General features: G+C 64.2%; 12 protein-coding genes and 1 pseudogene. 6 read left to right on the top strand and 7 right to left on the bottom strand.

Annotated features, from left to right (window positions below; all coding sequences use genetic code 11):
* Window positions 1-77 precede the first annotated feature (77 nt).
* The gene (locus AC1RQP_RS12510) at window positions 78-1214 is read right to left on the bottom strand and encodes an acyl-CoA dehydrogenase family protein (protein ID WP_492937181.1); all 1137 of its coding nucleotides are present in this window, start codon (window positions 1212-1214) and stop codon (window positions 78-80) included.
* Window positions 1215-1477: 263 nt separating this feature from the next.
* Here AC1RQP_RS12510 and AC1RQP_RS12515 point away from each other — a divergent pair, with 263 nt between their 5' ends.
* Together AC1RQP_RS12515 and AC1RQP_RS12520 are read left to right on the top strand one after the other, a co-directional pair.
* On the top strand, window positions 1478-3028 hold the full coding sequence (locus tag AC1RQP_RS12515) for an acyl-CoA synthetase (RefSeq protein ID WP_492937183.1): 1551 nt from the start codon (window positions 1478-1480) through the stop codon (window positions 3026-3028).
* A gap of 74 nt (window positions 3029-3102) precedes the next feature.
* Entirely contained in the window at window positions 3103-4326 is a 1224-nt protein-coding gene (locus AC1RQP_RS12520) for an ABC transporter substrate-binding protein (protein ID WP_492937186.1), read from the top strand.
* Window positions 4327-4410: 84 nt separating this feature from the next.
* On the opposite strand, the gene AC1RQP_RS12525 is transcribed toward AC1RQP_RS12520, so the two are convergent.
* Complete coding sequence (locus AC1RQP_RS12525; protein WP_492937845.1) at window positions 4411-5172, bottom strand: helix-turn-helix transcriptional regulator; 762 nt, start codon at window positions 5170-5172, stop codon at window positions 4411-4413.
* A 186-nt stretch (window positions 5173-5358) separates the two neighbouring features.
* On the opposite strand from AC1RQP_RS12525, the pseudogene AC1RQP_RS12530 reads away from it, so the two are divergent.
* From AC1RQP_RS12530 to AC1RQP_RS12545, 4 genes and pseudogenes are all read left to right on the top strand, one after another.
* A pseudogene (locus AC1RQP_RS12530) lies at window positions 5359-7622 on the top strand (marine proteobacterial sortase target protein).
* A gap of 177 nt (window positions 7623-7799) precedes the next feature.
* Entirely contained in the window at window positions 7800-8369 is a 570-nt protein-coding gene (locus AC1RQP_RS12535) for a class GN sortase (RefSeq protein ID WP_492937187.1), read from the top strand.
* Window positions 8370-8509: 140 nt separating this feature from the next.
* The gene (locus AC1RQP_RS12540; RefSeq protein ID WP_492937189.1) at window positions 8510-10726 is read left to right on the top strand and encodes an acetate--CoA ligase family protein; all 2217 of its coding nucleotides are present in this window, start codon (window positions 8510-8512) and stop codon (window positions 10724-10726) included.
* A gap of 198 nt (window positions 10727-10924) precedes the next feature.
* Window positions 10925-11749: an MlaD family protein gene (locus AC1RQP_RS12545; protein ID WP_492937190.1), complete on the top strand. Its 825-nt coding sequence runs from the start codon at window positions 10925-10927 to the stop codon at window positions 11747-11749.
* Between the two features lie 65 nt (window positions 11750-11814).
* Here the strand turns inward: AC1RQP_RS12545 and AC1RQP_RS12550 are convergent, their stop codons facing one another.
* The 5 genes from AC1RQP_RS12550 to urtD form a co-directional block, all read right to left on the bottom strand.
* Window positions 11815-12855, bottom strand: coding sequence for an aliphatic amidase (locus AC1RQP_RS12550; protein WP_035716139.1), 1041 nt, complete (start codon window positions 12853-12855; stop codon window positions 11815-11817).
* A gap of 62 nt (window positions 12856-12917) precedes the next feature.
* Entirely contained in the window at window positions 12918-13295 is a 378-nt protein-coding gene (locus tag AC1RQP_RS12555) for an FmdB family zinc ribbon protein (RefSeq protein ID WP_492937191.1), read from the bottom strand.
* A gap of 138 nt (window positions 13296-13433) precedes the next feature.
* Entirely contained in the window at window positions 13434-14663 is a 1230-nt protein-coding gene (gene fmdA, locus AC1RQP_RS12560; RefSeq protein WP_492937192.1) for a formamidase, read from the bottom strand.
* 27 nt (window positions 14664-14690) lie between these two features.
* On the bottom strand, window positions 14691-15380 hold the full coding sequence (gene urtE / locus AC1RQP_RS12565; RefSeq protein ID WP_239628160.1) for an urea ABC transporter ATP-binding subunit UrtE: 690 nt from the start codon (window positions 15378-15380) through the stop codon (window positions 14691-14693).
* Between the two features lie 246 nt (window positions 15381-15626).
* Window positions 15627-16382 carry an urea ABC transporter ATP-binding protein UrtD gene (urtD, locus tag AC1RQP_RS12570; protein WP_492937193.1) on the bottom strand — a complete coding sequence of 252 codons (756 nt, stop codon included), beginning with the start codon at window positions 16380-16382 and terminating at the stop codon, window positions 15627-15629.
* Between the last annotated feature and the right edge of the window lie 9 nt (window positions 16383-16391).

Genomic DNA, 16391 nt, shown 5'->3' on the forward strand with positions numbered 1-16391 from the left:
ACCCGGAATCTCGATATGATTGGGACTCAGCTCTTGGTCCCGGGTTCGCGCTGCGCGCGCCCTCGGGACGACGGTTTTCACAGCCCCATCTGCCTGGACGCCAGATCCTTCATGATCTCCTCGGTGCCGCCGCCGATGGCGTTGACCTTGACCTCGCGGTAGATGCGCTCGGCCTTGATGCCGCGCATGAAGCCGGCGCCACCGAAGATCTGCACGGCTTCCGAGGCGCAGAAGGCCATGGTCTGCGTCGCCTGGTTCTTCATCATGCAGATTTCCGCGACCGGGCTTTCGCCCTGCTCGAGCCGCCAGGCCAGCATCTCCAGCATCGCCTGGGAGGCCGCGACCTTCTGCGCCATGTCGACGATCTTGTGGCGGATCACCTGGTGCTGGGCGAGCGGCTTGCCGAAGGTCTTGCGCTCTTTCGCGTAGGCAACCGCCTCGTCGAGGCAGACCCGGGCGAAGGCGGTGCAGCTTGCCGCCATGCCCATGCGCTCGCTGTTGAAATTCTGCATGATGATCTTGAACCCCTGGCCCTCCTCGCCGATCAGGTTCTCTGCCGGCACGCGGCATTGGTCGAAATGCAGCGTCGCGGTGTCGGAGGCCCACCAGCCCATCTTCTTGAGCTTCGTCCGCGACAGGCCGGGCGTGTCGCCTTCGATCAGGAGCAGGCTGACACCGCCGGCGCCCTCGCCACCGGTGCGCACCGCAACAGTCAGATAGTCCGCACGGACGCCTGAGGTGATGAAGGTCTTCTCGCCGCTCACGACGTAGTGATCGCCGTCGCGCCGGGCCCGGGTGCTGAGATTCGCGACATCGGAGCCGCCGCCAGGTTCCGTGATCGCGAGCGCAGAGATCTTCTCGCCCGAGAGCACTTGCGGCAGCACGCGCGCCTTCACCTCCGGCCGAGCCGCGCGCGCGATCGGCGGCGAGCCGATGGTGTGGCTCATCAGGCTGGCACTGACACCGCCGGCGCCGGCGCGCGCCAGCTCCTGGCTGGCGACGATCTTCATGAACTGGTCGGCGGTGATCCCGCCATATTCCTCGGGGAAACCGAGCCCCAGGAGACCGATCTCGGCCGCCTTGCGATAGAGCACGCGCGGGAATTCCCCGGCCTCGTCCCACTCATGGGCGAACGGGGTGATCTCCTTCTCGACGAAACGGCGCATGACGTCGCGAAAGGCGTCGTGCTCGGCGGTATAGAACGGGCTCTTCATTTGTCTCGCCCTGCTGGCGGATTCGCTCGTCCACCATGGCTGGAACATTTGCCATTCACTTGCGCGGAGTGGCTGACCATGGGAGCCGCTCCACCGCAGCCTCTGGCCTAGCAACTCCACGCAAGACGATTTTCATCCCGCACAGGCTAACTCTGGCTCAAAAAAACGTTGCTGCACAGACTCCGGCTGGCGCCAACGCCACGCCGGGCATCGCGCACGGGCAGCAAGGAGGAGGGCGGCACAGACCGCCAAGGGAGGAATTCTTGGCCGTTCGCTACTACGATTGGATCGCCCATCATGGCCGCCGCACGCCGAACAAGGTTGCGGTGATCGATCTCGCAAGCGAGCGCCGCTTCAGCTACGCGCAGCTCGACGCCCGCGTCTCGCGCCTTGCCTCGTTGCTGCGTCACACGCTGAAGGTCTCGCGCGGCGACCGTGTCGCGGTGCTGGCGCTGAACACGACCGATACGCTGGAGGTGCAGTTCGCCTGCGGCCGGTTAGGGGCCATCTTCGTCCCGATGAACACGCGCCTCACCGTTCCCGAGCTCCAGTTCATCACCGCCGATTGTGCGCCGAAGGTGATGATCCACGACACAGATCTGGCCGAGACGGCGCTCGCCGTCGCAAAGCTCTGCAACGTTGCGGCCAGCCTGCTGCTCGGCCCGGGCGGCACCTACGAAGCCGGCATCGCCGCCGCGAAGCCGCTCGACTGCGCCGAAGAAGTCACGCTCGATGATGTCTCGACCGTCATGTACACCTCGGGCACGACGGGCCATCCGAAGGGCGCGACCATCACGCATGGTATGACCTTCTGGAACTGCGTCAATCTCGGCGGCCCCGCCTGCATCGGGCCGGCCTCGGTGCTGCTCACCGTGCTGCCGCTGTTTCACACCGGCGGTCTCAATTGCTACACCAATCCGGTGCTGCACGCCGGCGGCACCGTGATGATCATGCGCGCCTTCGATCCTGGCACGGCGCTCGGCCTGATCAACGATCCCGCGCAGGGCATCAACGTGTTCTTCGGCGTGCCCGCGATCTACCAGTTCATGGCGCAGCACCCGGCCTTCGCGACCACCGACCTCAGCCGGCTGATCGTCGGCGGTGTCGGCGGCGCTCCGATGCCGGTGCCGTTGCTCAAGGTCTGGGAGGCGCGCGGCGTCGCGCTTCAGCAGGGCTACGGCATGACCGAGACCTCGCCGGCCGTCTTGGTGCTCGATCGCGAGGATGCTGCGCGCAAGGCCGGCTCCGCCGGCAAGCCGGTGCTGCACACCGAGGTGCGCATCGTGCGTCCCGACGGCAGCGATGCCGATGTCGGCGAACTCGGCGAGCTCTGGGTCAGGGGCCCCAACATCACGCCGGGCTACTGGAACAGGCCCGAAGCGAACAAGACGTCCTTCACCGACGGCTGGCTGCACACCGGTGATGCGACCCGCGTCGACGAGGAAGGCTTCTACTACATCGTCGATCGCTGGAAGGACATGTACATCTCCGGCGGCGAGAACGTCTACCCGGCTGAGGTCGAGAACGTCCTGCACCAGCTCACGGCCATCGCCGAAGCTGCCGTGATCGGCATTGCCGATCCGCAATGGGGCGAGGTGGGGCTCGCTATCGTCGCGGTCAAGCCGGGACAAAAGCTGACGGAGACCGAGGTCTTCGTGCATTGCGCGGCCAATCTGGCGCGTTTCAAATGCCCGCGTCAGATCCGCTTCGTCGATGCGCTGCCGCGCAACGCCACCGGCAAGATCCACAAGCCGACCTTGCGCAAGGAGTTCTCGGTGGCTTCCGAAATCGACAAGAAGGTCGCCAATGCCTGACCAAAGCGCCCCTCGCGGGCGCTTTTTCGTTTTGAAGTGCCTATCCAAACCACAAGAAACCTCAAGGAATTTCCATGAAGAACAAGAAACTCGCCCTGCTCGCCGCGGCAACGGCCCTGACCTTGCTTTCAGTTCAAGGCGCCTTCGCACAAAAGAAATACGACACCGGCGCCAGCGACACCGAGATCAAGATCGGCAATGTCGAGGCCTATTCGGGTCCCGCTTCCGCCTACGGCATCATCGGCAAGACCGAGGAAGCCTATTTCAAGATGATCAACGACCAGGGTGGCATCAACGGCCGGAAGATCAACTGGATCTCCTATGACGACGGCTATTCGCCGCCCAAGACCGTGGAGCAGGTCCGCAAGCTGATCGAAAGCGACGAGGTGTTCCTGGTCTTCAACGCGCTGGGCACGCCGACCCAGACCGCCGTGCAGAAGTATCACAACGCCAAGAAGGTCCCACAGCTCTTCCTCGCAACCGGCGCCAGCAAATGGAACGACCCCAAGGGCTTTCCGTGGACCATGGGCTTCCAGCCGAGCTACCGGGTCGAGGCGCGGATCTTCGCCAAGTACATTTTGCAGGCCAAGCCCGATGCGAAGGTCGCGATCTTCTATGCCAATGACGATTTCGGCAAGGACTACGTCGCCGGCATCAAGGAGATCTTCGGCGACAAGGCCTCCTCGCTGATCGTCGCGGAAGAGAGCTACGAGACCACCGAGCCTTCGATCGACTCCCACATCGTCAAGCTGAAGGGCACCGGCGCCAACGTTTTCGTCAACATCTCGACACCGAAATTCGCGGCACAGGCGATCAAGAAGATCGCCGAGCTCGAATGGAGGCCGATGCATGTGATGACCGACGTGTCGATCTCGATCGGCGCGGTGATGAAGCCGGCCGGGCTCGATGCGTCGGAAGGCGTGCTGTCGGCGAGCTATCTGAAGGATGCATCGGACCCGCAATGGAAGGACGACGAAGGCATGAAGAAGTTTCTCGCCTTCATCGACAAGTACATGCCGGGCGCCAACGTCTCCGACACCAACATCGTCTACGGCTATGCCGCCGCGCAGACCCTGGTTCAGACCTTGAAGCAGTGCGGAGACAACCTGACGCGCGAGAACGTGATGAAGCAGGCCGCGAGCCTGAAGGATTTTGCCCCCGACACGCTGATCCCCGGCATCAAGATCAACACCGGCGCCAACGACTTCGCGCCGATCGAGCAGCTCAAGATGATCCGCTTCAAGGCCGGTCAGTGGGAGCTGTTCGGCGACATCATCAGCGCCGAGACGGGAGGCTAGCTCGCATCAGCTGAAACATGCCCCCAACCCAGATAGCGGCCGAAAGGGCCGCTATCTTCCTATGTGAGCGAGCTCGAAGCAAGGCTATGCCGGCAGGAAGAGCGCAAAGGGCTCTTCCACCGTGCGGCGCAGGTGCTTTCGGTACAAGACGTAGTTGCCGTCGTCGGGCGCAACCCGCCCCAGGGACGGCTTTGGAATATTCCTGAGCGGCACATAGGCGATGGGCGCGGCGATCGGCGTGAGCTGCGAGCCGGGGCCGGCGCGGAGCGTCGAGATGATGCCGTACATCTCGCCGGCAACCGTCGGCCGCGACACCGTGATCACGCGATGCTGACCGTGCTTGATGATGACGAGGTAGATGAAGCCGGACTGATGGGGAACGGCAACCTCGCCGGTGTGCTCATAGGCGGTGTCGGTCCGCTCGCCCTCGCGAAAGACCAGTGCGGAGACCTTCGGCTCCCAGACGATCTCGGTGCGATAGGCAAAGATCGCGTCCTTGTCGCCGAAGGACGGCCGCAGGGTGATGTAGACGTCCTCGAGCCAGGTCACGGCGCGATGAGCATAGGAGCCGAGGCTGTCGGGCGCGACGTCGCTTGCGGCCGGAGGCGTCACCACGATGGCGCCTTTGCGCAGGGAGACGCCTAGCGCCTGCTCGAGCCGGACCGTCGTCGCCAGCGTGAACGGCCGGCGGCCGCCGAGCACCTTCTCCAGCGTCGACAGGCTGAGCTTGGCCTGCTCGGCCAGGGCCTGCCGGGAGATCCGGCGTCTGGCCAGCTCTTCGCGAATGGTCTCCGCGATCTCGCGGCTCTGCTCGTCCGAAAGCTGCTTGTCGGCCTGCATTTGCATCATCAACCCTGCCCTGGGAGTGCCATTCTAGCAGGGCGGACAAACCAGCACAAAACCGCACATGGCCGCCCGACGGCAGCCTGCTCGCGCCGGCCGCGGCGGAACATTGCCGATCATTCTGCTCGCGAAATCAGCCTCTCCAGGTCGATCCTGAGGGCCAGCAAACAGCCAACGGGAGCAGGCCAAATGGATACCTACGACACAGCCGACAGCGGCGAACACCCCGTGCTGGGCCGGCTGATCAAGCTCGGACTATTCCTTCTCGCGCAGGGCGTCGCGGTGATGCTGGTGGCCTTCGTGGCCCTGCTGGTAAGCTTCGGGACGGCCTGGTCGGCAACGGCGGAGCAGGCCAGCCTCCTCCAACCTGGCGAGGCACGGTCGGGCAGCCTGCTCCTGAAGGAAGACGGCGCCTATACCGAGGCGATCCGTCTCGGCACCGACATCGACATCACCGTATCGGGCCCGACGCTGCGCGTCCGCGTCACGCAACTGTTCCGCAATCCGACCAAGGACTGGGTCGCGGCCACCTATGTCTATCCGCTCGCGACCAATGGTGCCGTCGACACGCTGAAGATGGTGGTCGGCGACCACGTCATCGTCGGTGACATCAAGGAGCGGCAGCAAGCCCGCGTGATCTACGAGCAGGCACGAAGCGCCGGCCAGAAGGCCGCGCTCACCGAGCAGGAGCGGCCCAACGTCTTTACCAACTCGGTCGCCAATATCGGTCCCGGCGAGACCGTGCTGGTGCAGATCGAGTATCAGGAGCCGGTGCATCAGGCCGGCGGCGAATATTCGCTCCGCGTGCCGCTGGTGGTCGCGCCGCGCTACAATCCGGCGCCGATCGTGCAGAGCGTCGACTTCCGCAACGACGGCTCGGGGTGGGGCGCAGCGACGTCTGATCCGGTTCCGGATCGCGACCGCATCTCGCCGCAGGTGCTGGATCCCGCCAGAAATGCGCCGGTCAACCCGACCAGCATCACGGTGCGCCTGAAGGCCGGCTTTGCGCTCGGCGAGGTCAGGAGTCACCACCATGACGTCAAGGTCGAGAGTCCGGACGACACGACGCGTATCGTCACGCTCGCTGATGGCGCCGTCCCCGCCGATCGCGATTTCGAGCTGACCTGGAAGCCGGCCGCCGGGATGGCGCCGTCCGTTGGCCTGTTCCGCGAGCATGTTGACGATTCCGATTACCTGCTCGCCTTCGTCACTCCGCCCGGCGTCGAGCAGGCAACGCAGAAGCCGCTGCCCCGCGAGGTCGTGTTCGTGATCGACAATTCCGGATCGATGGGCGGCACCTCCATCGTTCAGGCCAAGGCGAGCCTGCTCTATGCCCTCGGCCGGCTCCAGCCGAATGACCGCTTCAACGTGATCCGCTTCGATGACACCATGGACGTGCTGTTTCCGGCGTCCGTGCCGGCGGACGTCGCGCATGTCGGCGAGGCGACCTCGTTCGTCAGCGCCTTGCAGGCGCGCGGCGGCACCGAGATGGTACCGGCGATGCGCGCTGCGCTCGCCGACAAGATCAGTGACAGCAGCATGGTCCGCCAGGTCGTGTTCCTGACCGACGGCGCGATCGGCAACGAGCAGCAATTGTTCGAGACGATCACGGCCATGCGCGGCCGTTCGCCGTGTTCATGGTCGGCATCGGCTCGGCGCCCAACACCCACCTGATGACGCGCGCCGCCGAGCTCGGCCGCGGCGCGTTCACCCACATCGGCTCGGTTGAGCAGGTCGAGGAGCGCATGCGCGGCCTGTTCGCCAAGCTGGAGAATCCGGTGGTGACCGGCCTCACCGCAAGATTCTCCGACGCCAAGGCCGACATCACCCCGACGATCATTCCGGACGTCTACCGCGACGAGCCGCTGGTGCTGGCGGCCAGGCTCGACCAACTCGCGGGCTCCCTCGAGATCAAGGGACGCATCGGCGATCGCCCGTGGTCGGTGACGCTGCCGCTGCAGAGCGCCGCTGAAGGCAAGGGCCTGTCGAAGCTCTGGGCCAAGCGCAAGATCGGCGATGCCGAAGTGGCGCGCGCCATGCGCGAGATGACGCCCGAAGAATCCGACAAGGCGATCCTGGCGCTGGCGCTCGATCATCAGATCGTCACGCGGCTCACCAGCCTTGTTGCGGTCGACAGGACGCCGAGCCGGCCCGAAGGCGAGCCGCTCAAGCTCAGCGACCTCCCGATCAATCTGCCGGCCGGCTGGGATTTCGAGAAAGTGTTCGGCGAGCGGCCGCACCTGACGCCGACACAGCTGCGCGAACGCCATGCCGACGCGCGCAACCAGCCGTCAGCGAGGCAACCGAAGCCCGCGGCACCCGACACGATCCGCCTGCCAAAGACTGCAACCTCGGCCGAGCTCAAAATGATCGCAGGCCTGATCCTGATCGTGCTCGCCCTGACCCTGTTCGTGTTCAACCGGCGTCGGCGCTTGCTCACCGACGCCGCTTGAGAGAGGAGCGCCCCGAACTCCTCTGTCAGCGCGCGCGGCTGCCCGTCCCCTACAACGGCCGCGCGCGCCTTTTTTGGGGAAGTCATTCCGGGGCGATGCGAAGCATCGAGTCCGGAATCTCGAGATTCCGGGTTCGGCTCTACGAGCCGCTCCGAAATGACCAACAAAGAGATACAGATGCCCCGCCTCATCTCTCCTCTGGCTCTCACGCTTGTCGGCCTCTTCCTGTTCGGCGACGGCGCCTACATCCACGCCAAGGCATGGCTCGCCCAAATGCTGCTGGAGCGGGCGTTCGACCGAAGCATTGCGACGGGACAGGCGGTGAAGCCGTGGTCCTGGGTCGACACCTGGCCGGTCGCGCGGATCGAGGTGAGGCGGATCGGTGCCAGCGCCATCGTGCTGGAAGGCGCGAGCGGACAGGCGCTCGCTTTTGGCCCCGGCCATATCCACCAATCGGCTCATGCGGGTGAACGCGGGATTGCGGTCTATGCCGCCCATCGCGACACTCATTTCCGCTTCCTGCGCAATGTCGCCATTGGTGACATCATCGATGTCACACGTCGCGACGGTCGGCATTTCAGCTATCGCGCGGATTCCTCGGCCGTGGTCCGTTTCGACGCATCGGGCATCGACGCCACGACACAGGGCTTCGAGCTTGTTCTCGCGACCTGCTGGCCATTCGACGCCGTCACCTCCGGCCCCGAGCGCTACATCCTGCATGCAACATTGGTCGGGGCCGACAGCTAGATCGCTCACCGAGCCGACGACACGCGCCAGCGTCGCTCATTCCACCATACGGCATACCACCCCCAAGGTTGCCACTCCGAAGGACTCGCCATAGAACGGAGTGGCACTCGACCAAGAAGAACAACAGGTGAGGTCACGGCATGGAAGCCCAGGTGTCTGCTGCGTCCGCGTTCCATCCATGGTCTCCAGCGTCCGATGCCAGCGACATCGTCAAGGGCATCCACGCCATGCTGCACCCGCGCAACATCGTGCTGGTGGGTGCAACCGACAAGCCAGGCAATTATGCCGAGCGCATCTGGAACAATCTGGTCAAATACGGTTTCGAGGGCGGCCTCTATCCGGTCAACGCCAAGCGCGACGCCATCTGGGGCGTCCCCTGCTACAAGAATTTTGCGAGCCTTCCCGAGAAGCCCGATCACGTCCTGGTGCTGGTGCCGGCACGCTTTGCCGTGCAGGTGATCCGCGACGCCGCCGCGGCCGGGGCGCGATCGGCCACCATCGTCACCTCGGGCTTCAGCGAGTTGCAGGATGACGAAAGCCAGAAGCTTGCCGCCGAATTGCAGGCGGCCGTGCGCGAGACGGGCCTTGCCGTCACCGGCCCGAACTGCCTCGGCAATCTGAGCGCCGGCGAAAGGCTCTTCACCAACATCGACGATCGAATCATCACCATGGAACAGGGCGCGGTGGCGATCGCCGGGCAATCGGGCGCGATCGTCATGGCGATCCGCCAGGCGCTGGAGGATCGCGGCGTCGGGGTCGGCTACATGGTGACGACAGGCAACGAGGCCGGGCTCGAGACGCCCGACCTGATGCGCTATTTCGCCGAGGATCCGAGCATCAAGGTGATCGTCGTCTACCTCGAAGGGGTGCGCAACACCAAGGCGTTCCGCGACGCCTGCAAGGCGGCGCGCGCCGCGAGCAAGCCCGTGATCGCGCTCAAGCTCGGCGCATCCGAGGGAGGACGCGCCGCGGCGATGGCGCATACCGGCGCACTTGCGGGCTCGATCGAGACGTTCGATGCCATCGCAACGCGTGAAGGCGTCATCCGGGTCGGCGGGCTCGACGAGCTGATCGAGACCACCGAATGCTTCGTGCACGCTGCCGTGCCCAAAGGCGACCGGCTTGCCGCCGTCACGCTCTCCGGCGGCAAGCGCGGCATGCTGATCGATGCCTTCTACGCCGCGGGCCTGAATTTCGCGCCGCTGAGCCCGCATGTCTGCTCGGAGCTGGCCAAGATGCTCGGCCCCGGCTCGATCGTCGGCAATCCGCTCGACGCCGGCTTTGCCGCGGTCGTCGATCCCTCCGTCTATATGAAGTCGATCAAGCTGATGATCGACGACACCGATATCGACATCGTCATCGTCGATGCCGAACTGCCGAAAGCCCCGCACGAGCTGCGCGAGCGCAACTTGCGCATCGTCAACGAAATGGCGGGGCAGGCCGGCAAGCCGGTGATCTATATCAGCGCGATGTCGATCGGCTTCACCGAGTTCACCAAGGGCTTGCGCAAGTCGCTGCCGCATCTTGCGGTCATGCAGGGCATGGATCGTGCGGTGACCGCGATCAAGTCGCTGCTCGACTACGCGAAACTGCGCAAGGAGGTGCCGGACATCGTCTCGAGCTCGAAGCCCGCCGCGCGCGCCGTGCTGGAGAAGACGTTGAAATCGGCGACCGGCGCCGCGCTCGATGAAGTCGCCTCGAAGAGGCTCCTCAAGGCTTACGGCATCCCGATCTCGAAAGAGGCGATCGCACAGACCGCAGCGGAAGCCGCAGGGATCGCCAGGCAGATCGGATTCCCGGTCGTGGCAAAGGTCGTCAGCGCCGAGATCCTGCACAAGTCCGACATCGGCGGCGTGGTGCTGAACCTCAACAGCGCAGCCGAGGTGAAGAAGGCGTTCGCCGACATCACGGCGCGGGTCAGGAAGCTGAAGGGCAAGCCGAAGCTCGATGGCATCCTGATCGCACAGCAGGTCAAGGCCGAGCTCGAGCTCGTGGTCGGCGCCTCCCTCGATGCCGAGATGGGGCCTGTCGTGCTGTTCGGCACCGGCGGCATCGACATCGAGCTGATGAAGGACGTCGCCCTCGCCGGCGCGCCGCTGGACGAGGCCGAGGCGCGGCTTCTGATCGGCCGCACCAAGGCCGGCATCAAGCTGCGAGGCTATCGCGGCAGGCCGGCCTTGCACGAGGCCTCGGCGGTGAAGGCGCTGGTCGGCCTCTCCAACCTGATCGCGGATGCCGGTGACCGGATCGCCTCGATCGATATCAACCCGTTCCTGATCAACACCAGGACGGGCGTGGCCGTCGATGCCCTGATCGTGCTGAACAATGCTGCGGCAAGACGCGCGGCTGGACATTGAAGTACCGCAGGGTAGATCAGCGCAGCGTGATCCACCAAATCGGCCCATCCACACGCGAGGCGCTGGGAGGTTGCGCTTCCGCCTTCGCTCTTCGAGCTGCGGCGGACAAGTCGTTAACCCGCCCGCTCTAATATGACGGCCAAAGCTCCATCCAGGCTCCTTCCAACTTCTCCGCTTTGGCCGTAGAATCGTCCCTGCATGGCGCGCGCGAGCAATCTTGTGATCGGAACGGCAACGCTGGCGGCGATCGCCGTGGCGTTCGGCGGCCTGCTCGGCGTGCAGAAATGGCGCACCATCCAGAGCCGCAGCCAGTTGCGCGTGGTATTCGAGGGGGGTTCCGCCAGCGGCCTGCGCCGCGGGGGGCCGGTCAATTTCGACGGCGTGCCCGCCGGCCAGATCCTGTCGATCAAGCTCGACAACCCCCGCAGGATCGTGGCGCTGGTGATGCTCGACAACACCGCACCGATCCGCAAGGACACCGTGGCAGGCATCGAGTTCCAGGGCCTCACCGGCGTTGCCGCGATCTCGCTGATCGGCGGCGCGCCCTCTGCGCCGCCGGTGCCGCTGGACACGGACGGCATTCCCGTGCTGACGGCCGATCTCAGCGACGCCGAATCCATCGTCGAAACGCTGCACAGCGTCGACCGCACGATCGTGAACAACGCGCCGGCGATCAAGGAGGGCCTGCGCACGTTCGAGGGCCACACTGCCGACCTCCGAAGCAAGGGTGCGGAAATCGATTCGGTCATGGCCAAGGTCGACAGCGCCTTTGCCGGATTCGACAAGGCGGTCGCGAAGATCGAGGGCGTGGTGCCGGGCTTCGTCGACGGCAAGGCCGACGAGCTCCTGGAGAAGATCAAGGGATTGCACGAGCTTGCCGACACCATGAAGAAGAAGTCGGCGACCTACCTCGAAGACATTCGCCGCTCGCTGCTCGACGTCAGCGAGACCGCCAACAAGATGAGCGGGACGCCAGCGCCGCCGCGTCCACCGCGCAGGCCCACGGAGCAGCAGAAGCGGTAGGACCCGCTACGTGACGCGCGACGTCGTTGCCGGCGCATGAGCGGGTGACGTGCGCCGGCAATACCTCAGTAATTGCTCGGAGACGCTCCATTCGGGATGCCATCGATCGGGCATTCGTCCGTGCCCGGGGTCGAGCGGGTCATCGCTTCCACCATGTCGCGCGTGCCTTCGGGGTCCTTGATCCAGTTCTTGTAGAAATCATACGGACACGCCGCGACGCCGCGCGGGCTGTCGCCGGAATTGATCATGCCGGTGTAGCCGCGGTGGACCAGCTTGTAGAGATGGTTCTGCGACTGGCCGTTGCGGCGCGCATCGCGGATCAGATGTTTCGAGAGCTGGGCGTACTGGATGCCGTAATCCTCCTCGCCGCACTCGCCGAGGGTGCGGCCGTCGAAGCCGATGATCGCGGAATGACCAAAATAGGAATAGACGCCGTCGAAGCCGGCGGCATTGGCGACGGCGACATAGACATTGTTGGCCCACGCCATGGCCTTGGAGATCATGACCTGCTGCTCCTTGGCCGGATACATGTAGCCCTGGCAACGCACGATCAGCTCGGCGCCCTTCATGGCGCAGTCGCGCCAGATCTCGGGATAATTGCCGTCGTCACAAATGATCAGGCTGACCTTGAGCCCTTTCGGCCCCTCGGACACATAGGTGCAATTGCCGGGATACCAGCCCTCGATCGGCACCCAGGGCATGATCTTGCGGTACTTCTGCACGATCTCGCCCTTGTCGTTCATCAGGATCAAGGTGTTGTAGGGCGCCTTGTGCGGATGCTCCTCGTGGCGCTCGCCGGTCAGCGAGAACACGCCCCACACCTTGGCCTTGCGGCAGGCCTCGGCAAAGATCGCGGTTTCCTCGCCCGGCACCATGGATGCCGTTTCGTACATCTCCTTGGAGTCGTACATGATGCCCTGCGTGGAATATTCCGGGAAGATCACGAGGTCCATGCCGGGCAGGCCGAGCTTCATGCCAACGATCATGTCGGCGATCTTGCGGGCATTATCGAGCACCTCGGCCTTGGTATGCAGCCGGGGCATCTTGTAATTGACCACTGCAACGCCGACCGTGTCGTTGCTGCTGGAAATATCGCCGTGAAGCATGTTGACCGCTCCTGTACTTGACTCGTTGTTCTGGGTCGCCGCCGATCAGGCAGCCGCGTGGGTTAGTGGCTGATCATCCAGGGCCGCGCCGTCGGAAAACCCTTGGCGCCGCTCCCGGTCTTGGTCATCAGACGCGCCGGTTTCTTCCTGTCCGTCGCGCCCTTGTCCTTCACGGTCTTGCCCGAGGAGCAGCAGCCGCAGCCGGGGCCGTGCGAGGCCTTGTACTGTGCGAGCGTCTGCGGCGCGTGCGTGCTGCGCTCGTTGACGGCGTGCGCCTTGCGCTTGTCGGCCGGCATGCAGAAGAAGTTCGGCGCGGTCAGGATGACGCGGGGCGCCAGCGTCTCGCAGTGCGGACAGCTTTGCGGATCATCGCACTCCGCCATCGGGCGAAGGTCCTTGAATGGACCGCAGTCGTCACAAAGATATTCGTAGACCGGCATCTTGTACCCCTTCACGTTCGGTCATGGCGGAGCGTCCGGGTGAGGGGGAGTTCCGCAAACTCACTGTCATCGTTCATGCGGAGACAGCCCCTCACCCCAACCCTCTCCCCGCAAGAACGGGGAAAGGGAGCGCAAGCGTCACTTGTCAGGCGAGATCGGCATCTGGATATCGCCGGTGATGTGCTTGATGGGACCGGCCGCCGATGGCATCACGTCGAAGTCGAAGATCTCGGTCGGCAGCCACAGCGTGGCGCAGGCGTTGGGCACGTCGACCACGCCGGAGATATGGCCCTGGCACGGTGCAGTACCGAGGATCGAATAGGCCTGGGCGCCGGAATAGCCGAACTTCTTCAGATACTCGATGGCGTTGAGGCAGGCCTGGCGGTAGGCGATGTGGACGTCGAGATAGTGCTGCTTGCCGGCTTCATCCACCGAGATGCCTTCGAAGATCAGATAGTCCTTGTAGTTCGGCGTGATCGGCGACGGCTTGAAGATCGGGTTCTTGATGCCGTACTTCGACATGCCGTCCTTGATCACCTCGACCTTCAGGTGCAGCCAGCCGGCCATCTCGATGGCACCGCAGAAGGTGATCTCGCCGTCGCCCTGGCTGAAATGCAGGTCGCCCATCGAGAGACCCGCACCGGGCACGTAGACCGGGAAGTAGATCTTCGAGCCACGCGAAAGATCCTTGATGTCGCAATTGCCGCCATGCTCGCGCGGCGGCACGGTGCGCGCGCCCTCCGCGCCGATCTTGGCTTTCACATCGCCCTTGGCGCGGCCGCCATGGGCGGTCGGTGCGAAGGGCGGATTGGCAAGGCCGGGCACGCGGGTCGGATTGGTCGAGATCAGCTCGGCCTCGCGCTTGTTCCACATCTCCAGCATCTTCGGATCAGGCAGACAGCCGATCAGGCCGGGATGGATCAGGCCGGCGAAGTTGACGCCGGGCACGTGGCGGGACGAGGTGTAGAGGCCCTTGATGTCCCAGATCGACTTCTGCGCCAGCGGGAAGTGATCGGTGAGGAAGCCGCCGCCATTCTGCTTGGAGAAAAAGCCGTTGAAGCCCCACAGGCTCTCCTTGAGCGGCCCCACGTCCAGCAGATCGACGACGAGGAGATCGCCGGGCTCGGCGCCCTTGACGCCGATCGGGCCGGACAGGAAGTGCACGATCGACAGATCGATGTCGCGCACGTCGTCGGCGGAATCGTTGTTCTTGATGAAGCCGCCGGTCCAGTCATAGGTCTCGATGATGAAGTCATCGCCGGGATTGACCCAGGCCACGATCGGGATATCGGGGTGCCAGCGGTTGTGCACCATGTCATTATCATAGGCCGACTTGGTGAGATCGACCTTGATCAGTGTCTCTGGCATCGAGATGCTCCCCTTTACTACGGTTGGTTAGACGGACAGATATTTCGAGACCTGCGCGGCATCGACGGCATCGCGCCGATCGTCACGGACGATCTCGCCGTTCTCGATCACCAGGACGCGGTCGGCGATGTCGAGCGCAAAGCTCAGGACCTGCTCGGATACGACGATCGAGAGGCCTTTCTCGTCGCGGATGCGCTTCAGGGTTCGCGCCATCTCCTTGATGATCGACGGCTGGATCCCTTCGGTCGGCTCGTCCAGCAGCAGCACTTTCGGCTTGGTCGCGAGCGCGCGCGCGATCGCGAGCTGCTGCTGCTGTCCACCGGAGAGATTGCCGCCGCGGCGGCCCTTCATCTCGAGCAGGACCGGAAACAATTCGTAGATGTCGCCGGGCACCTCGGAGCCGCCGGAGACGACGAGCCCGGTCTCGATGTTCTCCTCCACCGTCATGGTCGAGAAGATCATGCGGCCCTGCGGCACATAGGCGAGGCCCTTGGCGACGCGCTCGTAGCTCTTGAGGCTGCCGAGCTCGGTGCCGTCCATGGACACCGAGCCGCTTTTGGCCGGCAGGATTCCCATCAGCGACTTCATCAGCGTGGTCTTGCCCATGCCGTTGCGACCCATGATCGCAACGATCTCGTTGGGCGCTACCTTGACGTTGAGGCCGTGCAGCACCTCGCTCTGCCCATAGGCGACGTGGAGATCGGAGATTGCCAGCATCAGCGTGTTCCTGGTTCAGAGTGAATGGTGAGGCACGAACGCCTTCCTTCTCCCCTTGGGGGAGAAGGTGGCGCGGACGCAGTCCGCGACGGATGAGGGGTTTGCATCCGCGGATGCACTAGGCAGTTTGAGACGCGGAGAGACACCCCTCACCCGGATCGCATCTGGCGATGCGATCCGACCTCTCCCACAAGGGGAGAGGTGCACCGCCCGAGCCGCAACTGTTTCACTCACCTTCGTCATGTCTCAGTGACCCAGATAGACTTCGATGACCTTGGGATCGTTCTTCACCTTCTCCATGGTGCCTTCCGAGAGGATCTGGCCCTGGTGCAGCACGGTGACCTTGTGCGCGATGTCCTCGACGAACTTCATGTCGTGCTCGATCACCAGCACGGAACGGTTCTGGATGATGCGGTTGAGCAGCTCGGCGGTCTTGGCGCGCTCCGACACGCTCATGCCGGCGACGGGCTCGTCCAACATCAACAGGTCCGGGTCCTGGATCAGCAGCATGCCGATCTCAAGCCACTGCTTCTGGCCGTGGCTTAGCTCGTCGGCATAGGTGTTGAGCTTGTCCTTGAGAAAGATCATCTCCGCGACCTCCTCCACCCGGTCCTTCACCGGCTGGTCGCGCTGAAAGGTCAGCGAGCCGAACACGGTGCGACCGCGCGGAAACGAGATCTCGAGGTTCTCGAAGACCGTGAGGTCCTCGAAGACCGACGGCGTCTGGAACTTGCGCCCGACGCCGGTCTGCACGATCTCGTTCTCCTTCATCTTCGTGAGCTCCTTGCCACGAAACTGAATCGAGCCCGAGGTCGCCTTGGTCTTGCCGCAGATCAGGTCGAGCACCGTGGTCTTGCCCGCGCCGTTGGGACCGATGATGACGCGGATCTCGTTCTCCTCGACATAGAAGGAGAGATCGTTGACTGCCTTGAACCCATCGAACGAGACGGTCAGTCCGGAGACCGCGAGCAGGAATTCCTTCGGCTGATGACCGACGAGCATGATTACCTC

The sequence above is a fragment of the Bradyrhizobium sp. GW821-FHT13H06 genome (assembly GCF_058803975.1).